The sequence below is a fragment of the Streptomyces sp. AgN23 genome (assembly GCF_001598115.1).
GTDB lineage: Bacteria > Actinomycetota > Actinomycetes > Streptomycetales > Streptomycetaceae > Streptomyces > Streptomyces antimycoticus.
This window is the reverse complement of the sequence record NZ_CP007153.1, coordinates 3,990,380-4,012,129: the sequence shown is the minus strand read 5'-3', so window position 1 is coordinate 4,012,129 and position 21,750 is coordinate 3,990,380. Positions and strand designations below refer to the sequence as shown.

The 21,750-nt window shown below is 71.8% G+C and carries 12 protein-coding genes; 5 read left to right on the top strand and 7 right to left on the bottom strand.

The window, feature by feature from the left end; all coding sequences use genetic code 11:
• Positions 1-12 precede the first annotated feature (12 nt).
• Positions 13-11,778 (top strand): type I polyketide synthase, encoded by an 11,766-nt coding sequence (locus tag AS97_RS17645; RefSeq protein WP_210565249.1) that lies wholly within the window; start codon positions 13-15, stop codon positions 11,776-11,778.
• Positions 11,779-11,892: 114 nt separating this feature from the next.
• Here the strand turns inward: AS97_RS17645 and AS97_RS17640 are convergent, their stop codons facing one another.
• The 3 genes from AS97_RS17640 to AS97_RS17630 are packed head-to-tail and all read right to left on the bottom strand — an operon-like array spanning position 11,893 to position 12,616.
• Positions 11,893-12,108 carry a hypothetical protein gene (locus AS97_RS17640; protein WP_086710442.1) on the bottom strand — a complete coding sequence of 72 codons (216 nt, stop codon included), beginning with the start codon at positions 12,106-12,108 and terminating at the stop codon, positions 11,893-11,895.
• On the bottom strand, positions 12,108-12,428 hold the full coding sequence (locus AS97_RS17635; RefSeq protein ID WP_059145633.1) for a hypothetical protein: 321 nt from the start codon (positions 12,426-12,428) through the stop codon (positions 12,108-12,110). Before AS97_RS17635 ends, AS97_RS17640 begins: the two co-directional genes overlap by 1 nt.
• A complete protein-coding gene (locus tag AS97_RS17630; protein ID WP_210565248.1) occupies positions 12,425-12,616 on the bottom strand; it encodes a hypothetical protein in 192 nt (63 codons plus the stop codon). The genes AS97_RS17635 and AS97_RS17630 overlap by 4 nt, the downstream gene beginning before the upstream one ends.
• 230 nt (positions 12,617-12,846) lie before the next feature.
• On the opposite strand from AS97_RS17630, the gene AS97_RS17625 reads away from it, so the two are divergent.
• Entirely contained in the window at positions 12,847-13,680 is an 834-nt protein-coding gene (locus AS97_RS17625) for a helix-turn-helix transcriptional regulator (protein WP_086705898.1), read from the top strand.
• The gene (locus tag AS97_RS17620) at positions 13,677-13,886 is read left to right on the top strand and encodes a DUF397 domain-containing protein (protein WP_086705897.1); all 210 of its coding nucleotides are present in this window, start codon (positions 13,677-13,679) and stop codon (positions 13,884-13,886) included. Before AS97_RS17625 ends, AS97_RS17620 begins: the two co-directional genes overlap by 4 nt.
• 205 nt (positions 13,887-14,091) lie before the next feature.
• On the opposite strand, the gene AS97_RS17615 is transcribed toward AS97_RS17620, so the two are convergent.
• The 3 genes from AS97_RS17615 to AS97_RS17605 are packed head-to-tail and all read right to left on the bottom strand — an operon-like array spanning position 14,092 to position 17,516.
• Positions 14,092-15,030, bottom strand: coding sequence for an ACP S-malonyltransferase (locus AS97_RS17615; protein WP_059145637.1), 939 nt, complete (start codon positions 15,028-15,030; stop codon positions 14,092-14,094).
• A gap of 33 nt (positions 15,031-15,063) precedes the next feature.
• Complete coding sequence (locus AS97_RS47385) at positions 15,064-16,494, bottom strand: ABC transporter permease (RefSeq protein WP_236669511.1); 1,431 nt, start codon at positions 16,492-16,494, stop codon at positions 15,064-15,066.
• A complete protein-coding gene (locus AS97_RS17605) occupies positions 16,491-17,516 on the bottom strand; it encodes an ATP-binding cassette domain-containing protein (RefSeq protein ID WP_079059512.1) in 1,026 nt (341 codons plus the stop codon). The genes AS97_RS47385 and AS97_RS17605 overlap by 4 nt, the downstream gene beginning before the upstream one ends.
• 385 nt (positions 17,517-17,901) lie before the next feature.
• Here AS97_RS17605 and AS97_RS17600 point away from each other — a divergent pair, with 385 nt between their 5' ends.
• Together AS97_RS17600 and AS97_RS17595 are read left to right on the top strand one after the other, a co-directional pair.
• Positions 17,902-18,507 (top strand): thioesterase domain-containing protein, encoded by a 606-nt coding sequence (locus tag AS97_RS17600; RefSeq protein WP_237513509.1) that lies wholly within the window; start codon positions 17,902-17,904, stop codon positions 18,505-18,507.
• 71 nt (positions 18,508-18,578) lie between these two features.
• Positions 18,579-19,988, top strand: a complete 1,410-nt coding sequence (locus tag AS97_RS17595) for a class I adenylate-forming enzyme family protein (RefSeq protein ID WP_059145639.1) — start codon at positions 18,579-18,581, stop codon at positions 19,986-19,988.
• A gap of 91 nt (positions 19,989-20,079) precedes the next feature.
• Here the strand turns inward: AS97_RS17595 and AS97_RS17590 are convergent, their stop codons facing one another.
• Positions 20,080-21,738, bottom strand: a complete 1,659-nt coding sequence (locus AS97_RS17590; protein WP_086705896.1) for an NAD(P)/FAD-dependent oxidoreductase — start codon at positions 21,736-21,738, stop codon at positions 20,080-20,082.
• Positions 21,739-21,750: the final 12 nt, after the last annotated feature.

Here is a 21,750-nt window from a genome sequence, read left to right as displayed (position 1 = left end):
GGAAACGCACGTATGAATGAGGAAAAGCTCCGCTACTTTCTCAAGCGGGTGACCGCCGACCTGCATGAGACCCGGCGCCGCCTGCAGGAGGTGGAGTCGGAGGACCAGGAGCCCATCGCGATCGTCGGCATGAGCTGCCGCTACCCGGGCGGAGTCGAGTCGCCCGAGGACCTGTGGCGGCTGGTGTCCGAGGGCGGGGACGGCATTTCCGAGTTCCCCACCGACCGCGGCTGGGACATCGGGCGGCTCTTCGACGACAATCCGGACGGCGCGGGTACGAGCTATGTCCGGGAGGGCGGTTTCCTCCACGACGCCAACTACTTCGACCCGGCGTTCTTCGGTATCAATCCGCGCGAGGCCCTCGCGATGGACCCCCAGCAGCGGCTGCTGCTGGAGACCACGTGGGAGGTGTTCGAGCGGGCGGGCATCGACGCCACCTCCGTACGCGGCACCCGTACCGGTGTCTTCGCGGGCGTCATGTACCACGACTACGCCTCGCGGCTGCGCGCCGTGCCGCCCGGTGTCGAGGGCTATCTCGGCACCGGCGGCTCCAGCAGCATCGCCTCCGGCCGGGTGGCGTACACCTTCGGCCTGGAGGGCCCCGCCCTCACCGTCGACACCGCGTGCTCCTCGTCGCTGGTGACCCTGCATCTGGCCATGCAGGCGCTGCGCAACGGCGAATGCTCGCTGGCGCTCGCGGGCGGTGTCACCGTGATGTCGACGCCCGGCACCTTCACCGAGTTCAGCCGCCAGCGCGGGCTGTCCTTCGACGGCCGCTGCAAGTCCTTCGCGGCGTCGGCGGACGGCACCGGCTGGTCCGAGGGCGCGGGCATGCTGCTGGTGGAGCGGCTGTCGGACGCCCGCAGATACGGCCACCGGGTGCTGGCCGTCGTCCGTGGCTCGGCCATCAACCAGGACGGCGCGAGCAACGGCCTGACCGCGCCCAACGGCCCGTCCCAGCAGCGCGTCATCCGCCAGGCGCTCGCCAGCGCCCGGCTGACCGCCGACCAGATCGACGTGGTCGAGGCACACGGCACCGGGACGACACTCGGCGACCCGATCGAGGCGCAGGCGCTGCTGGCCACCTACGGCAAGGAGAAGAGCCCGGAGCGGCCGCTGCTGCTGGGCTCCATCAAGTCCAACGTCGGCCACACCCAGGCCGCCGCCGGTGTCGCCGGGATCATCAAGATGGTCAAGGCCATCGAGCACGGCTATGTGCCGAAGTCCCTGCACATCGACGAGCCGTCGCCGCATATCGACTGGTCGGCCGGGGCCGTCTCGCTGCTGACCGAGGGCCGGCCGTGGCCGGAGACCGGCCGTCCGCGCCGCGCCGCCGTGTCCTCGTTCGGCATCAGCGGCACCAACGCCCACCTGATCATCGAGCAGGCGCCGGTGGCGGAGGAGGAGACCGGCGGCGAGGAGGCCGAAGGGTCCCCCGCCGAGGCCCCGGTTGAGGAGATGGCGGAGCCCCGCACCCTCCCGCTGCTGCCATGGCTGGTCTCCGCCAAGGGCGAGGACGCCCTGCGCGCCCAGGCCGCCCGGCTCCACAGCTATGTGGCCGAGCGGCCCGAGCTGGACCCGGTGTCCCTCGGCCGCTCCCTGGCCACCACCCGCGCCGCCCTGGAGAACCGGGCCGCCGTCATCGCCGGTGACCGCGCGACCTTCCTCGACCGCCTCGCCGCGCTCGCCTCCGGTGAGCCCGCCGCCGGGGTGGTCCAGGGCGTGGAGACCCGGGGCAAGCTGGCGTTCCTCTTCACCGGCCAGGGCAGTCAGCGCCTCGGCATGGGACGCGAGCTGTACGCGACCTACCCGGCGTTCGCCGAGGCGTTTGACGCGGTGTGCGCCGCGCTCGCCCCGCGGCTGGAGCGTCCGCTGAAGGACGTGCTGTTCGGGGACGACGCCGCCGCGCTGGACCGGACCGGCTTCACCCAGCCCGCGCTGTTCGCCATCGAGGTGGCGCTGTTCCGCCTCGTCGAGTCGTGGGGCCTGAAGCCGGACGTGGTCTCCGGACACTCCATCGGCGAGATCGCCGCCGCGCATGTGGCGGGGGTGCTCTCGCTCGACGCCGCCGCACTGCTGGTGGCGGCCCGGGGCCGGCTGATGCAGCGGCTGCCGGGCGGCGGTGCGATGATCGCCGTCCAGGCGTCCGAGGACGAGGTGGCGCCGCTGCTGACCGAGCGCGTCTCGATCGCCGCGCTCAACGGGCCGACGTCGGTCGTCATCGCCGGTGACGAGGACGCGGCCGTCGAGATCGCGGAGGGCTTCGAGGCCCAGGGCCGCAAGACCAAGCGGCTCACCGTCAGCCACGCCTTCCACTCGCCGCTGATGGACCCGATGCTGGAGGCGTTCCGCAAGGTCGCCGAGAGCCTGACGTACGAGGCCCCGAAGATCCCGGTGGTCTCCAACCTGACCGGCGGCATCGCGCCCGCCGCGGAGATCGCCACCGCCGACTTCTGGGTCCGCCACGTCCGCGAGGCCGTGCGCTTCCTCGACGGCATGCGCGCGATGGAGGCGCAGGGCGTCACCACCTACCTCGAACTCGGCCCGGACGGTGTGCTGTCCGCGCTCGGCCAGGAGTGCCTGGCGGGCGAGTCCGAGCACGTGGCGTTCGCCGCCGCGCTGCGCAAGGACCGTTCCGAGGCCGAGACCCTGACCACCGCCCTGGCCACCCTGCACACCCGGGGTACGGCCCCCGACTGGGAGGCGTACTACGCGGGGACCGGCGCCGAGCGCGTCGAACTGCCCACCTACGCCTTCCAGCGCGAGCACTACTGGCTGGACGCGGGCACCGCCTACGGCGACGTCTCCTCGTTCGGCCTCGGCACCGCCGACCATCCGCTGCTCGGCACGGCCGTGTCCCTGGCCGACGCGGAGGGCTTCCTGTTCACCGGGCGGCTCGCCCTGGACACCCACCCGTGGCTGGCCGACCACGCCGTCATGGGCGCGGTGCTGCTGCCCGGCACCGCGTTCGTGGAACTGGCGGTGCGCGCCGGTGAGCAGGCCGGCTGCGACCTGGTCGAGGAACTCACCCTGGAGGCCCCGCTGATCCTGCCCGAACGGGGCGGGGTCCGACTCCAGATCGCCGTGGGCGCCCAGGACGACACCGGCCGCCGCACCCTCGCCCTCCACTCCCGTCCCGACGAGGCCGGAGACGACGAGCCGTGGCTGCGGCACGCCACCGGTGTGCTCGCGGAGAGCACGCCCGCGGCCCCCTCGTTCGACCTGAGCGCCTGGCCGCCCACGGGCACCGAGCGCATCGAGACCGACGGCCTCTACGACGGACTGGCCGAGGCGGGCTTCGGCTACGGCCCCGTCTTCCAGGGGCTGCGGGCCGCCTGGCGGGGCGACGGCGAGGTCTACGCCGAGGTCGCCCTCCCCGAGGACGCCGAACCCGGCGCCGCCTTCTTCGGACTGCACCCGGCCCTGCTGGACGCCGTCCTGCACACCATCGGCCTCAGCGACCTGACCGAGAACCCGGGCCAGGGCGGACTGCCCTTCTCCTGGACCGGTGTGCGCGTCCACTCGGTGGGCGCGGACAGCGTACGGGTCCGCCTGTCGTCGGCCGGAAACGGCACGGTGTCCCTGCAACTCGCCGACGTCACCGGCGCCCCGGTGGCCGAGGTGGAACGCCTCGCCCTGCGCACGGTCTCCCCGGACCAGCTCAGCGCCGACCGCCCCGGCGGCGCCGCGGCGGACGCCCTCTTCCGCGTGGACTGGACCCCGATCCCGACACCGTCCGGCCCGGTATCCACGGACGGCTGGGTGGCGGTGGGCCCCAATCCCCTGGGCCTTGCGACCTACCCGGACCTGGCCACCCTGACGGCGGCCGAGAAGGCCCCGGACTACATCGTGGTGTCGCTGGAATCTCCGGCTGCTCCGGGCGCGGCATCTGAGGCCCGCCAGGCGATTGGGGACCAGGGCCACGGTGCGGCACCCCAAGCCCGTCCGGCGCTTGAGGACACGCCCGAAGGGCGTGCCGGGGCACCGGCCGCGGCGCGTGAAGCCCGCCCGGCGCTTGAGGACCGGGGCCCAGGGGCGGAGCCCATGGTTGCGGGAAGGGGCGGAACAGGGGAAAACCCCACCCGAGCCGCACACGAAGCCACCACCCGCACCCTCGCCCTCCTCCAGAGCTACCTCACCGAAGACCACTTCGCGGACACCCGCCTGGTCGTCCTCACCACCGGCGCCGCAAGCACCACCCCCACCGAATCCCTCACCAACCTCCCCCACGCCGCCGCCCACGGCCTCATCCGCTCCGCCCAGTCGGAGAACCCGGGCCGCGTCATCCTCGTGGACCACGACGGCCACCCGGACTCCCTCGTCGCCCTCCCCTCCGCCCCGGAGACGGGCGAACCGGAACTCGCCGTACGCGAGGGCGCGCTCAAGGCCCCGCGCCTGGCACGCGCCACAGCCCCCGCCGACGCCCCGGCCGCCGCGTGGAACCCGAACGGCACGGTCCTGATCACCGGCGCCGGCGGCACCCTGGGCGCCCTCTTCGCCCGCCACGTGGTGACCGAGCGCGGCGCCCGCCACCTGCTGCTGGTGAGCCGCCGCGGCGCGGAAACCCCAGGCGCCGCCGCACTCACGGACGAACTCACGGCGTTGGGCGCAGAAGCCCACTGGGCCACCTGCGACGTAGCGGACCGGGACGCACTCGCCGACGTGCTGACGGCGATCCCGGACGAGCACCCGCTGACCGCCGTCATCCACACGGCAGGCGTCCTGGACGACGGCGTCATCGCCTCCCTCACCCCCGACCGCATGGCGCACGTACTGCGCCCGAAGGTCGACGCGGCGTGGAACCTCCACGAGCTGACCCGCGACCACCACCCGGACCTGGCCGCGTTCGTCCTGTTCTCCTCCGCCGCCGGTGTCTTCGGCGGTGCGGGCCAGGGCAACTACGCGGCGGCCAACGCCTTCCTGGACGCCCTCGCCCAGCACCGCACCGCGCAGGGCCTGTCCGCCACCTCCCTCGCCTGGGGCCTGTGGGCCGAGTCCGGCGGCATGGCCGGTGAGCTGGACGAGGCGGAGCTGGACCGGCTGCGGCGCGGTGGCGTCGCCGCCATCACCGCCGACCAGGGCCGGGAGCTGTTCGACCTCGCGGACACCGCCGACCAGGCCCTCCTCGTGCCGATGCCGCTCGACCTGGCCGCCCTCCGGGCGCAGGCGAGCGCCGGAATGCTGCCGCCGCTCTTCCGCGGCCTGGTCCGCGTCCCGCCCCGCCGCGCGGCCCAGGCGGCCGCCGCGGCGCGGTCCGGCGCGCTCGCCCAGCAGCTCGCCGGGGCGTCCGACGCCGAGGCCGAGGCGATCGTCCTCGGCGTGGTCCGTACGCAGGTGGCGGCCGTGCTCGGCTACGCCGGGCCCGACGCGGTCGAGCCGCAGCGCGCGTTCAGCGAGGTCGGCTTCGACTCGCTCACCGCCGTCGAACTGCGCAACCGCCTCACCGCGGTCAGCGGCGTCCGGCTCCCCGCCACGCTGATCTTCGACTACCCGACCCCCGCCGCCCTCGCCGCGTATCTGCGGGCCGAGGCCCAGGGCAGCCAGGAGGACGCCGCCGCACCCGTCGCCACCGCTACCGCAGGCGCCGACGAGCCGATCGCCATCGTGGCGATGAGCTGCCGTTTCCCCGGCGGGGTGACCTCGCCCGAGGACCTGTGGAAGCTGGTCGTCGAGGGCGCGGACGCCATCACCGACATGCCGACCGACCGCGGCTGGGACATCGAGTCGCTCTACGACGACGACCCCGACCAGCAGGGCACCAGCTACGCCCGCAACGGCGGATTCCTGCACGACGCCCACCACTTCGACCCCGTCTTCTTCGGGATCTCGCCGCGTGAGGCGCTCGCCATGGACCCGCAGCAGCGGCTGCTGCTGGAGACCACCTGGGAGGCGTTCGAGCGGGCCGGGATCGACCCGGCGGCGGTGCGCGGCAGCCGGACCGGTGTCTACACCGGCGTCATGTACAACGACTACGGCACCCTGCTGCACCGCGCCCCCGACGGCCTCGAGGGCTACATGGGCACGGCCAGTTCCGGCAGTGTCGCCTCGGGCCGGGTGTCGTACACCTTCGGTCTGGAGGGCCCGGCGGTCACCGTCGACACGGCGTGCTCGTCGTCGCTGGTCACCCTGCATATGGCGGTGCAGGCGCTGCGCAGCGGCGAATGCTCGCTCGCGCTCGCGGGCGGCGTGACCGTGATGGCCACCCCCGGTACCTTCGTGGCCTTCAGCAAGCAGCGCGGCCTCGCGACCGACGGCCGCTGCAAGCCCTTCGCCGCCGCGGCCGACGGCACGGCCTGGGGCGAGGGTGTGGGCATGCTGCTGGTCGAGCGGCTGTCGGACGCGCGGAAGAACGGCCATCCGGTGCTGGCGATCGTGCGTGGCTCCGCGATCAACCAGGACGGCGCCTCCAACGGTCTGACCGCGCCCAACGGCCCGTCCCAGCAGCGCGTCATCCGGCAGGCCCTCGCCAACGCCCGGCTGTCCGCCGCCGAGGTGGACGTGGTCGAGGCACACGGCACCGGTACGACGCTGGGCGACCCGATCGAGGCGCAGGCGCTGCTGGCCACCTACGGCCAGGAGCGGCCCGAGGACGAGCCGCTCTGGCTCGGCTCGGTGAAGTCCAACTTCGGCCACACCCAGGCCGCGGCCGGTGTCGCCGGCATCATCAAGATGGTCAAGGCCATCGAACACGGCGTGCTGCCCAGGACCCTGCACGTGGACGAGCCGTCCCCGCACGTGGACTGGTCGGCGGGCGCGGTGTCGCTGCTCACCGAGCAGGTGGAGTGGCCGGAGACCGGCCGTCCGCGCCGGGCCGCCGTGTCCTCGTTCGGCATCAGCGGCACCAACGCGCACACCATCATCGAGCAGGCCCCGGCGGAGCGGCCCACGGCCGTCGACGCCGCGCCCGAGCCCGGTGTGCTGCCCTGGATCCTGTCCGGCAGGAGCGAGGCGGCGCTGGGCGCCCAGGCCGAGCGGCTGCTGGCCCACCTCGACACGGACCCGGACCTGCGCCCGGCCGACGTCGGCTACTCGCTGGCCACCACCCGCGCCGTCCACGACCAGCGCGCGGTGCTGGTCGGCACGGACCGCGACGACTTCACCCGCGCCCTGACGGCGCTCGCCCGGGGCGAGGCGGTGGCCCAGCTGGTCCAGGGCACCGGAACGGCCGGCAAGACGGCGTTCGTGTTCCCGGGGCAGGGGTCGCAGTGGGCCGGTATGGCGGTGGGGCTGATGGACGCCTCGCCCGTCTTCGCGGCCCGGATCCACGAATGCGCCGCCGCGCTCGCGGAGTTCACCGACTGGTCGCTGGTGGAGGTGCTGCGCGGCGCCGAGGGCGCGCCCTCGCTGGAGCGCGTGGATGTGGTCCAGCCGGTGTTGTTCGCGGTGATGGTTTCGCTGGCGGAGCTGTGGCGTTCGTTGGGTGTGCGGCCGTCGGCCGTGGTTGGCCACTCGCAGGGTGAGATCGCGGCCGCGTGTGTGGCGGGGATTCTGTCGCTGCGGGATGCGGCGCGTGTGGTGGCGCTGCGCAGTCAGGCGATCGGCCGGGTGCTGGCGGGCAAGGGTGGCATGGTGTCGGTGGCGCTGCCGGTGGCGGAGGTGCGGGAGTGGATCGCGGCTTGGGGTGAGGAGCGGATCTCGGTGGCGGCGGTCAATGGGCCTTCGTCGGCGGTGGTTTCGGGTGAGCCGGAGGCGCTGGACGAGCTGGTTGCCGCGTGTGAGGCCGATGGGGTGCGGGCGCGTCGGGTGCCGGTGGACTACGCCTCGCATTCGGCGCAGGTGGAGTTGCTGCGCGAGGAACTGCTGGAGTTGCTGGCGGCTGTGGAGCCCAAGGTCGCCGAGGTGCCGTTCCTGTCGACGGTGACGGGGGAGTGGGTCGAGGGTCCGGAGCTGGACGCCGAGTACTGGTTCACGAACTTGCGTCGCACCGTTGAGCTGGAGGGTGCGGTTCGGCGGTTGCTGGACGAGGGTTTCGGTGTGTTCATCGAGTCCAGCGCGCATCCCGTGCTGACGATGGGTGTGCAGGAGACCGCCGAGGACGCGGGCCGTGAGGCTGCGGCGATCGGGTCGTTGCGCCGTGACGAGGGTGGCCTGGACCGCTTCTGGGCCTCGCTGGGCGAGGCGTGGACGCGTGGCGTCGGCGTCGACTGGGAGGCGGTGTTCGACGGCGCGGTCCGCGTCGAGCTGCCCACGTACGCCTTCCAGCACGAGCGCTACTGGATCGAGGTCCCCCTCGCGGTGGGCGATGTCGCCTCCGCCGGGCTGGGCGCCGCCGGGCATCCGCTGCTGGGTGCCGCCGTCGAACTGCCCGACTCCGATGGCTTCCTGCTCACCGGGCGGCTCTCCCTCCAGACCCACCCCTGGCTCGCCGACCACGCCGTGTCCGGCACCGCGCTGCTGCCGGGGACGGCCTTCGTGGAACTGGCGATCCGCGCCGGTGACCAGGTCGGCTGCGATCTGCTGGAGGAGCTGACCCTCGAGGCGCCGCTGATCCTGCCCGACCGGGGCGGGATCCAGCTCCGGCTCACCGTCGGCGCGCCCGACGTGAGCGGCCGCCGGACGCTTGAGGTCTACTCCCGCCCGGAGCCGGACGCGGACCGGGGCGACGCCTCGGACCAGCCCTGGATCCGTCACGCCAGCGGTGTCCTGGCCTCCGGGGACGCCACGGACGGCGGAGCCGACCTGTCCGTATGGCCGCCCGCCGAGGCCGTCGCGCTCGACGTGGACGACCTCTACGAGCGGTTCGCGGCGGGCGGCTTCGGCTACGGCCCGGCGTTCCAGGGGCTCAACGCCGCCTGGCGGCGCGGCGAGGAGGTCTTCGCCGAGCTGCGCCTGGAGCAGCGGCAGCATGCCGACGCCGCGCTGTTCGGACTGCATCCGGCGCTGCTGGACGCCGCGCTGCACGGGGTCGCGCTCGGCGACTTCCTGGGCGCCGAGACCGGCGGGATCCGGCTGCCGTTCTCCTGGACCGGGGTCACCCTCCACGCGGCGGGCGCCACGGCGCTGCGCGTACGGATCGCCCCGGCCGGGCCGGACACGGTGGCCCTGACCGTCGCGGACGAGAACGGCGGCGCGGTCGCGTCGGTGGACTCCCTGGTGCTGCGGCGTATCGCCCCGGAGCAGTTGCGCGCGGCCCGGATGACCTACCACGACTCGCTGTTCCGCCTGGAGTGGGCGCCGGTACCGGCGCCCTCGGCGGCCCCCGGGACCCTTCGCTGGGCCCTGATCGGCCAGGACACGGCGAACAACGCCGCCCAGGACGCCGCGCACAGCACGGACGCCTTCGGGCTCGTCGCCGCGCTGGAGTCCGCCGGTGCCGACTGCGCCGTCTTCCCCGATCTGACCGAACTCGCGGCCGTGGTGGCCTCGGGCAGCCCCCGCCCGGATGTCGTCCTCCTCCCGCACACCGGCCCCGCCGGGGGCGGCGATGTGGCGGAGGGCGCCCGGCTGGCCACCCACGCCGCGCTGGACAGCGCGCAGTCGTGGCTCGCGGAGGAGGGCCTGGCCGGGGCGCGGCTGGCGTTCGTCACCCGGCGTGCGGTCGCCACGTCCCCGGACGCCGAGGTGCACGACCTGCCGCGGTCGGCCGTATGGGGCCTGATCCGCACCGCCCAGACCGAGAACCCGGACCGTTTCCTGTTGCTCGACCTGGACGGTGACGAGACCTCGGCCGACCTGCTCACGGCGGCCGTGACCGGCGGGGAGCCGCAGCTCGCCGTCCGCGCGGGCGCCCTCCACGCGCCCCGGCTGGCCCGGGTCGCCACTCAGGAGGAGGACCGGACGCCGGAGGGGCTACCGGAGTTCGACCCGGACGGCACGGTCCTGATCACCGGCGCCACCGGTGTCCTCGGTGGACAGCTCGCCCGCCACTTGGTGGCCGAGCGCGGTGTGCGGCATCTGCTGCTCAACAGCCGCCGCGGACAGCGTGCCCCGGGGATGCCCGAGCTGGTCGACGAACTGGCCGCGCTGGGTGCCCGGGTGAGCGTCGCGGCCTGCGATGTGGCCGACCGCGAGGCGCTGTCGATGCTGCTGGCCGAGGTGGATGCGGACCATCCGCTCACCGCCGTCGTGCACACCGCGGGTGTGCTGGACGACGGGCTGCTGCCCACGCTCACCCCGGACCGGATCGACGCGGTCTTCCGGCCGAAGGTGGCCGCGGCGCACAACCTGCACGAGCTGACCCGGGATCTGGACCTCTCCGCCTTCGTGCTGTTCTCGTCCGCCGCCGGTACCTTCGGCGCGCCGGGCCAGGCCAACTACGCGGCGGCCAACACCTTCCTGGACGCCCTGGCCGCCCAGCGCCGCTCCGCCGGACTGCCCGCGCTCTCGCTGGCCTGGGGCCTGTGGGAGCAGCGCAGTGCGATGACCGGTGGCATGGCGGACGCGGATGTGGCCCGTATGGAGCGCTCCGGGATGGCGCCGCTGTCCTCGCGGGACGGTCTGGAGCTGTTCGACACGGCGTGCACGGTCGGCGGTGAGGCGGTGCTCGTACCGCTGCACCTGGACATCGCGCCGCTGCGCGAGCAGGCCGCCGAGGGTGGGCTGCCCGCCGTGTTCCGCGGGCTGGTCCGGGCTCCGGCCCGGCGGCGCACCGTCGCCGCCGGGGCGGCCGATGCCGGCGGCCCCTCGCTGGCGCGGCGGCTGGCCGGGCTGGCCGAGGCGGAGCGGGAGAAGGCCGTGCTGGACCTGGTCCGCGGCCAGGCGGCGGCGGTCCTCGGCTTCCCGGACGCGGCGGCGGTGGGGGCCACGCGCGGCTTCCTGGAGCAGGGCTTCGACTCGCTGACCGCTGTCGAGCTGCGCAACCGGCTGAACGCCGCGAGCGGGCTGCGGCTGCCCCCGACGCTGCTGTTCGACCACCCGACGCCCGAGCTGGCCGCCCGGCAGCTGCTCGCGCAACTGGCCGGTGCGGTGGCCGCCGAGGGCGGCGCGGTGTCCGACACGGCGCGCGAGGAGGCGGCGGGCGCGGAGCCGTCGGCCGTGTTCGGCGCGATGATGCGGGAGGCCGGACAGCTCGGCAAGCAGGAGGAGTTCACCCGGCTGCTGATGGACGTCTCACGGTTCCGGCCCTCGTTCGCGAGCGCCGCCGAGCTGGACAAGGCGCCCGCGCTGGTGCGGCTGTCGCGCGGGGAGACCGGGCCCGCGCTGGTGTGCTTCTCCTCGATCCTGTCGATCGGCGGCCCGCACCAGTACGCGCGGTTCGCCGCCGGATTCCGCGGCCACCGGGACGTCTGGGCGCTGGGCAACCCCGGCTTCGTCGCCGGGGAGCGGCTCCCGGCCAACGCCGAGGCGGTGATCGAGGCGCAGGCCGAGGCGGTGCTGCGGGAGACCGACGGGGCGCCGTTCGTGCTGCTGGGCCACTCCTCGGGCGGGCTGCTCGCCCATGAGGTGGCCGCGCGGCTGGAGAGCACCGGGGTCTTCCCGGACGCGGTCGTCCTGCTCGACATCTACTCGCACGACCGGGACGCGGCCGTGGGCCTCCAGCCCGGGCTGAGCGCCGGGATGGACGAGCGCAGCGCCGGCCAGGTGCCGGTGGACGACACCCGGCTGCTGGCCATGGGCGCCTACTTCCGGCTGTTCGGCCAGTGGCGGCCCAAGGAGGTCAAGACGCCGACGCTGCTGGTCCGGGCCGGGGAGCGGCTCTTCGACTGGTCCCGTGACGGCGACTGGCGGTCGTACTGGCAGCTCCCGCACACCGCGCTCGATGTGCCGGGGAACCACTTCACGATGATGGAGGAGCACGCCGGGGAGACAGCGCGGGCCGTGGAGGACTGGCTGTCCTGACCGACGGACGGACGCGGGCCCGAGCCCGGCCCCCGAGGGGGCTGTCGGCGCATCCGGGCCCGTGTGACGGCGGCCTGTACGACCCCTGTGGGGTGGTGCGGGCCGTCGTCGTGTTCAGAGGAGCGTGAATCGGTCGGGGTTGTTGTGGTCGCGGTGGCGCGGGCACTGGCACGGTGGCCACGCTTGCCCCAGTGAGTAGGCGTCGCCCTTGTCCCCGTCGAGGACGGCCACCATCGCGCGTCGGGCGGTGACGATCCCGTTGTGCGCCATGGTGTAGACGCGCATCGTCATCTTCGGCTGGTCGCCCCGATCGGGCCGGTTGGCGGCCATCAGCGGTCCTCCTCTCCCGGTACGGGGGCGAGGAGTTGGAGCAGGCCGCGCAGGCTCCGCTTCATCGCGCCGAGGTGGTAGGCCAGTTCTTCGGGCGTGGCGTCGGCCAGGTCGAGGGTTTCGGCTCCCGTGAGGGTCTGTCCGGCGACGATCACGACGGCCTGTTCGAGGCCGCCGCGGGTGGGCTTCCCGGCCGCGACGCACGCGGGGCACAGGCCCGAACGCGGTGCGGTGGGGTGGTGGGGCCCGAAGTCGCCGGGGGTCGCGCACAGAGCGCACCCGGGGGAGAGGACGGGGGCGGCCCGTCCGTCGGCGGTCACCGGATCACCACCATCCCGTGCGGAGCGCACAGCGACTCCACCCGTGGGTGGCTCTTGCGCCGCTGTTCGCGCGCGAGGAGGCAGGGCCGGACCATGCCCGCCCCGTGGCCGTCCGGCGGACCGGAGACGGCCCGGAACGGGAGGGTGGAGGTGGGCCCGTACGCCGCGGGCGCAGTCCCAGCGGGCACGCCGGACGCCAGCACCGGGCGGCGCCGCGTCGGCGCGTCCCGGTGCCGCACGGCCGGGCAGTCAGCGCGGGCTACGGGCTCAAGCTCTGGCACGTGTGGTGGGTTCGTGGTCTCGTCGGCCACCGACCACTCCTCTCTGTAGTGACTCCACTACCAAGCGAGTTCAGCGTGGCCTACTGAGGAGACCTGTTCAACGTGTCAGAGCAGGATGGAAGGCTCGGGAGTGACCTGTGAACAAGAACGAATTGAACCCGGACGCCTCGCCCGAGGCGGCCTACGGGGCGCGGTTACGGAGGCTGCGGGAGGCTCGCGGCTGGACTCAAGAGGACCTTGCCGCACGTGCCGAATACTCCAGCGTGCATGTTTCAGCCGTCGAAAATGGTCGGAAACCTCCTACCCTCCGGTTCTCGCGTAGCGCGGACCGCGCCTTCGGCATCCAGGGTGAGGACACCTTTGAGCGCCAGTTCCGCGAGATCCGCCACGGCAGCCTGTTGGAGGGGTTCCCGGAGTTCGTCGGCTATGAGGGGCGCGCGACGGAGATCCGGCTGTACGAAGTGGGTGTCATCCCCGGGCTTCTCCAGACACCGGAGTACGCGGCGGTGCTGGCGGACAGCGCCCTCAAACGGGGAGCGATCACGGTCGAGCAGGCGCATGAGCGGGTGACGCTTGTAGCGGAGCGGCAAGCCGCGCTCGTCCGGACGCGCCCGCCGCTGGTCTTCGTCGTGCTGGACGAAAGCTGTCTCCGCCGTCCCATCGGCGAACCGGCCGTCATGGACGCCCAGTTGGCACGGCTGGCCGAGTTCGCCGAGCTGCCGAACACCGTGCTCCAGGTCGCCCCGTTCACCATGGGGGCTCGCCGCCCGTTCAATCTGCCGGTCACCATCCTCACGATGGGGGACCGCTCGCTGATGTCGTACGCCGAATCCGCTCAGCGGGGCCATCTCGAACGGGACGGTAAGTTCGTTCTGCCCGTGTTGACGGCCTACCATCAACTACAGGCCGAAGCCTGCTCGCAGGCGGAATCTGTGACCATGGTCAACCAGTTGCGAAAGGGCACCCCGTGACGACCGAGTCCCCGCGTTGGTTCAAGTCCTCGTACAGCGACAACGGCGGCCAGTGCATAGAGATCGCCGCCAACCTCGTCGCCTCGCGCGGCGTGGTCCCCGTCCGTGACAGCAAGGACCCGCACGGCCCGGCGCTCATGTTCGAGCCGACCGCCTGGTCGTCGTTCGTCTCCGCCGTCCGGCGCGGGGAGTTCCCCACCACCTGACCCCTCCGGCACGCCAGCCACCCAAAGCGATCGGCCCCCGGAACCCCGGGGGCCGTCGTCATGTCGGCACACTGCCGCGCCGCCCGCGTCCGGCTCCGCTCTGACCTGCGCAAACCTGGACGTTGCCGAGGGACACTCCTGAACCCATGCACGCCGCGCGGCCTGACCCCGATGGGGCCGGGCCGCGCCGCGTGTCACGCCGTCATCAGCGCTTGCGCGCGGGCCGCGAGCGCTTGCCCGGACCCACCGTCACCACCTCGAAGTTGGACTTGGTGCGGTCCAGCCGGTGGAAGAGGTTGTCCGGCCCGGTGATGTACATCTTCGACACCCCGGCGCCCTTGAGCGTGTCCACCACCTTCGGCCAGTGGATCGGCAGGTCGAAGGTGTCCAGAAGCATCGTGCGCAGCGCGTCGGCCGAGGTCACGATGGTGCCGTCCTGGTCGGTGACCACGGGCAGCTTGGGGTCGAGGATGTCGTACTTCGGCAGGATCTCCTCGGCCGCCCGGCGCCGCAGCTCCGCGAACGCGGGCGCGTGCACCGCCGGGACCATGGTGTACATGGAGTAGCCGCCGGCCTGGCTGATCGCCTTCTTGAAGCCTTCCAGCTCCTTCTCGCGCAGCGAGACCATGAAGAAGCCGTCGTCGAGATAGCCGGAGTAGTCGTACCACTCACCGCGCTCGCCGAGCTCGGTGAGGATCTCCGTCAGCTTCTCCTGCGGAGTGCGGACGAAGGTGTGGGTGACCGCGTCCTGGTGCGCCTCGGCGAAGTACGCGTGCTCACAGCGGGCCAGCTCCGCGGTGAGCCGCACCACCTCGGGGAACGGCAGCGAACTGACGTACGCCGCCGCCGCCTTCTGCCCGAAGCTGGGGCCCACGCACAGGTCCGGGACCAGTCCGTGCTCCTGCTCCGCGCGGTCCGCCGAGGCCATCGAGTTCACCAGGAAGGCGATCTGGGTGGCCTCGGAGTAGTCGTCCTCGGAGTCACGGAGCCGGTCGAAGACCGAGTAGCCCAGCGCCTCGTCGGCCTCGGCGAGCCGCTTGCGGGCGAACGGGTCGAGCGTCAGGAACCTGCCCACCTCGGAGAAGCCGGAGGGCCCCATACCGGGGAACACGATGGCTGTCTTCGTCTGCTCGGATGCCGTCATGATGTGGTGCCTTACTCTCGATCCTGCCGTCGCTCAGTCCTGCGCCCGGCGGTTGAAGCCCCGGATGCCGATGGTCCCGAAGATCAGGATCGCCGCTCCGATCGCGGAGAAGCAGATCCACAGCGGGATCGACTCCGGCACCTTGGGCCCGGGTTCCAGCAGCAGTCCGCGCATCGCCTCGGTGACATAGGTCAGCGGGTTGAAGCTGCACAGGATCTGGAACCAGCGGACGCCCTCCAGGCTCCGCCACGGGAACTGGGTGGCCCCGGTGAACATGATCGGGGTGAGCGTCATGGCGAAGACGATGGAGATATGACGCGCGGGCGCCAGGGTGCCCAGGGTCAGGCCGACGCAGCCGCCGACCAGTCCGCCCAGGCTCAGGATGCCCAGCGTCACCGGCATCTTCTCCAGCGGCCAGGAGACGTCGTCCAGCAGCGCCAGACCGATCGGGATCATGACCAGGGAGCCGATCAGACCGCGCATCGCGCCGAAGATCGCCTTCTCCACCGCCACCAGGGAGACCGGGATGGGGGCGAGCAATCGGTCCTCGATCTCCTTGGTCCAGGAGAAGTCGATGGCCAGCGGCAGTGCGGTGTTCTGGAGGGCGACCAGGAAGCTGTTGAGCGCCACCACACCGGGCAGCAGCACCTGCTGGAAGCCCGGCTGGGTGAAGCCGATCTCGCCGAGCACCTTGCCGAAGACGAACAGCATGAAGAACGGTTCCACGATGACCTGGCCCAGGAAGGGGCCCATCTCGCGGCCGGTGACGAAGATGTCGCGCCACAGGATGAAGAAGAACGTCCGCCACCGGTTGGCGCGGCGCCGGTGGCGCCCGGGGCGGCGCTTGGCGTCGGGCAGTTCGAGTTCGAGTTCGGGCTGCGGCTCGGGCTCGGGCTCCACGAGCGGCGAACGGGCGTCGGCCGCCGCGATGATGGCGTTCAGCGCGGCCTTGGCGTCCTGTGCGGCCTGGGTCGCCGACGGGGCCGGTATGGGCTTTATGACGAGCGTCAGGGTGTCCCCGATGTCGCCGCCGCCGTGCGGGGCGGCCATGCCCCTGGCCTCGTGGTGCCGGTGCTCCTGCGGCCGGCTCTGCTGCTGCCGGGGGTCGGGCTGCCGGACATCCGGCGCCTTGCCCTCGTGCTTGACCGGCGCGTTCGGGGTGGCCTTCTGCACCTCGGCGGCCGGGCGCGGGGCCGACGGCTTGGACCGGACGAGCACGGTCCGGGTGTCCTCGAAGCCGTCGTCCTCGGGGGACTTGGACTCGGGGGCCCGCGGGTCGGTGGTGCGGTTCCCGTCCGGCCTGGCAGCGGGGGTCCTGGGGTCGGCGGGCCGGTGCCCGCCGTCCCTGGCGGCGCCGCCTTGGTGCGACGCGGGTGCCCCGGCGCCGGCCGCGGGCTTCTCCTCCGCGCCCTTGCCGCCCGTGGTCCCGTCCGTCGATGACGTGGGTCGAGAGGAGGAGCTCATCGCATCTCCTTCCCCGTCAGGTCGACAAAGACGTCTTCCAGGCTCGCCTTGCTCACATTCAGGTCCTTGATTTCGCAGCCGGTGTCGGTCAGGGCCTTGATGACCGTGGGCAGAAGTACGGAGGACGACGCGTTGCTGTAGACCTTCATCCGGAAGGTGCCGTCGTCGATCGCCCCGGCCCCGCCCATGGCTGCGGCCATCTCGGCCCCGGCGCTGAGCACCTCGACCCGCTCGGCGACCCCGAGGCCCTGCACCATGTGGACCACGCCGTTCATCCCGGTGTGCGGCGGGCGCACCGTGACGGTCAGCGCGGTGTTGCTCATCCGGCTGGTCAGTGCCTCGGGGGTGTCCAGGGCGAGCAGCTTGCCGTGGTCGACGATGCCGATCCGGTCACACAGCTTGGAGGCTTCCTCCATGTCGTGGGTGGTGATCACCACCGTGACGCCACGGGTCTTCAGTTCGGCGACCCGGTCGCGTACGAAGATCTGTGACTGCGGGTCCAGACCGGTGGCCGGCTCGTCCAGGAACAGCACGCGGGGGCGGTGCATCAGTGCCCGCGCGATCATCACGCGCTGTGCCTGACCACCGGAGACCTGGTCCGCCCGGGCCTTGGCGTGGTCGCCGAGGCCGACCCACTCCAGGCTCTCGTCCGCCAGGCGGTTGCGCTCCGAGCGGGGGAGACCGTGGTAGCCGGCGTGGAAAGTCAGGTTCTGACGGATCGTCAGCGACCGGTCCAGGTTGTTGCGCTGCGGCACAATGGCGAAGGACTGCCGGGCCACCGCCGGCCTGCGCACCACATCGACGCCCTGCACGAAGGCACGCCCACCGCTGGGTGCGACCCGGGTGGTCAGGATGCCGATGGTGGTGGTCTTGCCCGCTCCGTTGGGGCCGAGGAAGCCGAAGACCTCACCGTGCCTGACGGTGAAGCTGAGATTGTCGACAGCCGGAACGGGCCGGCCGGGATACTTCTTGATCAAGCCGTCGACAACGACGGCGAAGTCAATAGGGCGTGTTGTGTTCATCGCTGTCGTCGCACCGATTTAATTGGCTTGAGGAGAACATTACTTTCCTCTTGTTTAACACGACGGCTTGACTCCTGGCCCCTAACTGCCCGCAGATTAGGGGGTGGTGGCACGGGTGAGGGGGCCTTAGGGGGCGCCTGCTGTGTCCCGCTGTGTCCCGGGCCACGCCGGGATGGCGCGGTACCCGCATATAGCGCGTACCTCGAATAGCGGTTACTAGGGGTTGTGGCCCGGGAGAAGGGCTCATAGCCTCACGGAGTCAGCATCTCGGACGAGCGTGGTCGACGCGCCCCACCATCGCACTCGTGCCCGGCCCCTCAGTGCAATCGCGGGGATGTACTCCTTGAGCCAGATCAAGCCCGATGATGTGGGCCTTATTCGGATATTGCAAACGGAAACTCCGAGTAGTTTCCGGCTGATCTGTTTCCCGGAATCCGCCCACTCCACCGCGTACTACCTCTCGCTGTCCGAGCTTCTGCTGCCCACTGTCGAGGTGTTGGCGATCCAGTACCCGCTGTACGTGGGCATCGACGACGATGAGCGGCTGACCGATTCGGCCGACCTCGCGGACCGGATCTTCGGTGCGCTGGGGGAGTGGATGGACCGCCCGCTGGCCTTCTTCGGCCACCGGGCCGGCGCCGACCTCGCCTACCGCGTCGCCGAGCGCCTGGAACGGGAGACCGGCACGGCACTGTTGACCCTGTTCGTATCCGGCCGCACCGCGCACTGGGGCATGTCCCTGGGGCCCCCGGAGCTCGGCTGCCGGATCGTCGCCCTCGCCGGTGAGGGCGACCCCAAGACCCCGCTGCGCGGCGTACGGGCCTGGCGGCGGCGTACGAGCGGACGATTCGACCTCGAGGTGTTTCCCGGCGCCCGTTACTACCTCGACTCGAGCCGGAGAGAGGTCGTCAACCTGGTGCACGACCAGTTGCTCTCGCACGTCCCCGTCGATGCCGAGTGGGAGACCGGCTTCGAAGACCAGGGAGCCTAGGGGGGACCCGCCCAGGGCTGCCCGTATCTCCTGAGCGAACCCCTGAGCGAAAAGGAAAAGAGTACGTTTCGATGACCGCGAAGATCTACGCGCTCGACTCGGTGCAGACCCTGGCCGACTTCGAGCTGGACGCGTTGCGCGTCGCCGATGTGATCCGCGAGCACGGGGTGACCCACGGCGACCGCGTCATCTTCAAGGCGGGCAACTCCGCCGCCTACGTGAGCGTGCTGTTCGCGCTCATGCACGTGGGAGCCTCCATCGTCCTGATCGACCAGCAGGAGCACCCGGACGAGACCCGGCGGATCGCCCAGCGCACCGGCGCCACGATCGCCTTCGTGGACGACGACGCCCCGATCCACGCCGACATCCGTACGGTGAACCTCTACGAACTGATCGCTCCGGCCGCCGGACGCCCGCTCACCACCCGGGAGCTGTCCTTCGACGCCTGGGCCGACCGCCGCGACGGCCTGATCATGTGGACCTCCGGTTCCACCGGCGAGCCCAAGGGCGCCGTCAAGTCCGGCGCGAAGTTCCTCACCAACCTGGAGCGCAACGCCGCCCAGGTCGGGCACCGGCCGGACGACGTACTGCTGCCGCTGCTGCCCTTCGCCCACCAGTACGGGCTGTCCATGGTGCTCATCGCCTGGCTCACCCGCTGCTCACTGGTGATCGCCCCGTACAAGCGCCTGGACCGGGCCGTGCAGATGGCCGGCCGGACCGGCGCCACGGTGATCGACGCCACTCCGTCGAGCTACCGCACCATGCTCAACCTGGTCGGCCGGAAGCCGTCGCTGCGGACGCAGTTGGAAGGCGTCCGGATGTTCTGCTCGGGCGCCGCGCCGCTCGACGGCGCGCTCTCCGAGCGCTATGTGGCCGAGTTCGGCCTGCCGCTGCTGGACAGCTACGGCAGCACCGAGCTGGGCAACATCGCCTTCGCCACCCTGGAGAACCCGGTCTCCTGCGGCCGGGCCATGGAGGGCATCAAGCTGCGCGTCGTCGACGAGGACGGGCACCCGGCCGCTCCCGGCGAGGCCGGTGAGATCGAGGTCGACACCCCGGACGCGCTCGAGGGGCATCTCGCCGAGGACGGCACCATCGATGCCGTGCCCACCGGCTGGCAGACCACCGGCGACCTCGGCTACCTCGACGCCGACGACAACCTCTTCGTCCTGGGGCGGAAGTTCGCGGTGCACCGCTCCGGCTACACGCTCCACCCCGAGCTGATCGAGCGGAAGGCCGCCCTGGCCGAGATCTCCACCCGGATCGTGCCGCTCCCCGACGAGCGCCGGGCCGGCGACACCCAGCTCGTCTTCTTCGTGGAGGACGATGAGCTGCGGGACGCCAAGCACTGGCGGGAGCGGCTGTGCCAGGTGCTCCCGGTCTATGAACAGCCCAACCGGGTCGAGGTGCTGGAGAGCTTCCCGCTCAACCGCAACGGCAAGCCGGACAAGCGCCGGCTCGAGCAGATAGCCCAGGGCTGAGACGACAGGGGGAGCCGACGGCGCGCGTCGGCTCCCCCTGTGCGCTGTAGGTGTACGGCCATGGCCGTCTGTAGGTGTACGGCCACGGCCGTCAGTCGTACGGAAGCTCCAGCGGCGCGAAGGTGTCGAAGAGATCGCCGGGGCCCGGGTTGTCCGGATGCGTGGTGCCGCCGAGGTGGCGGAGGACTCCCCACACCGCGTTCAGCGCCGTGGTCACCGCACCCTCGGCGAACCCGGCCGTCCAGGAGACATCGTCCCCGCACAGGAAGAAGCCCTGCTGCGCCGGATCCACCCCGTCCTGCATGAACTGGGTGAACAGCCGCCGCTGATAGCGGTAGTGGCCGGGCAGATTGTTCTTGAAGGCCCCCATGAAGCGGGGCTCGGTCTCCCAGGTGACGGTGAGCGGCCCCGCGATGATGTGCGACCGGATGTCCACATCCGGATAGATCGCGGCCAGCTTGGTCAGCAGCGTCTCCAGCCGCTCCTCGGCCGAGAGCGTGGCGACCTTCAGCGAGTCGTCGTTCCAGGTGTACGACAGGCACATGACCCCGGGCCGGTCGGGCCCGTCGTCGAAGAGATAGACCCCGCGCGGCATCCGGTCGGTGAGCGTCATGCTCATCATGTCGTGGCCGGTCGCCGGGTCGGCGTCCCGCCAGAACGGCCGGTCGACCAGGACGAACAGCTTGGACGCGCCCATGTAGTGGGTGCGCTCCACCGCCGTCCACAGCGGAGTGGACAGCAGCGACGGATCGCAGTCGACCCGGTTCAGCAGTGTCCACACATGCGGGCTGTAGACCACCGCGGGGAACTCGCGTTCCTCGCCGCTCTCGTCCGTCACCCGGACGCCGTCGGCGGTCCGCCGCAGCCGGGTGACCGCGGGGCGGGGCCGGCCGCCGTGCAGCGACGCGAGCGACGTCCCCTGCGGCCAGTGCGCGAGCGTTTCGGGCTGGTGCTCCCACAGCCCGTTCGGCACCTGGGAGGAGCCGCCGACTATGCCCACCTGGTTGTCGTCGGCCTCGGTGACCACGACCCGCAGGATCTCCAGCACCGAGTTGGGGAAGTCGGTGTCCCAGCCGCCGGTGCCGAAGCCCACCTGGCCGAAGATCTCCCGGTGGCGGAACGACTGGAAGGCGGAAGAGGTGGCGAGGAAGCCGTAGAAGGACTGGTCGTCGAACTCCCTGACCAGCGAGTTCCATATGGTCTTCAGCGTGCTGACGTCCCGCCGCTGGATGGCGTCCCGCAGCGTGGCCAGGTCGGCCCGCTCCTGGAGCGCCTTGTCCCAGGCGTCGGCGACCTCCTGGTAGACGTCCGGGAGCTCGCCGGCGGTTCGCGCCCGGTCCTGACCGCCGTTCAGGTCGATCAGCGTGCTCGCGGTGGCCGGTGCCAAAGGATTAGGGAAAGGACGAGTGGACAGGCCCAGCAGATCGATGTAATGGAACAGCGATCGGGCGGAGACGGGAAAGCGCATGGCGCCCATCTCCGCCTTGTATTCCGGATTCCCTGGGAACGGTGTGGACCGCATCCGGCCGCCCAGTTGCTCCGCTTCATAGAGAACTGGGGAAAGCCCTAGGCGTAGAAGCTCATAGGCCGCCGTCAAGCCGGACATCCCGCCGCCGATGACGGCGACTTCGGTCCCGTGCGCCGCGGCGGGCAGAGCGCCCAGACCGGCAGGATGGGACAGCCACCTGTCATAGGAATAGGGGAAATCCGGCACGAGCATGGTCGTGGCGGACGCGGTAGCGCACGTCATGGCATCAACCTC

Excerpts from the sequence above, each read along its gene's own strand:
- AS97_RS17590 (WP_086705896.1), bottom strand. The coding sequence starts at position 21,738 with ATGACGTGCGCTACCGCGTCCGCCACGACCATGCTCGTGCCGGATTTC.
- AS97_RS17615 (WP_059145637.1), bottom strand. The coding sequence starts at position 15,030 with ATGACGGCATCCGAGCAGACGAAGACAGCCATCGTGTTCCCCGGTATG.
- AS97_RS17605 (WP_079059512.1), bottom strand. The coding sequence starts at position 17,516 with ATGAACACAACACGCCCTATTGACTTCGCCGTCGTTGTCGACGGCTTG.
- AS97_RS17645 (WP_210565249.1), top strand. The coding sequence starts at position 13 with ATGAATGAGGAAAAGCTCCGCTACTTTCTCAAGCGGGTGACCGCCGAC.
- AS97_RS17640 (WP_086710442.1), bottom strand. The coding sequence starts at position 12,108 with ATGGCCGCCAACCGGCCCGATCGGGGCGACCAGCCGAAGATGACGATG.
- AS97_RS47385 (WP_236669511.1), bottom strand. The coding sequence starts at position 16,494 with ATGAGCTCCTCCTCTCGACCCACGTCATCGACGGACGGGACCACGGGC.
- AS97_RS17595 (WP_059145639.1), top strand. The coding sequence starts at position 18,579 with ATGACCGCGAAGATCTACGCGCTCGACTCGGTGCAGACCCTGGCCGAC.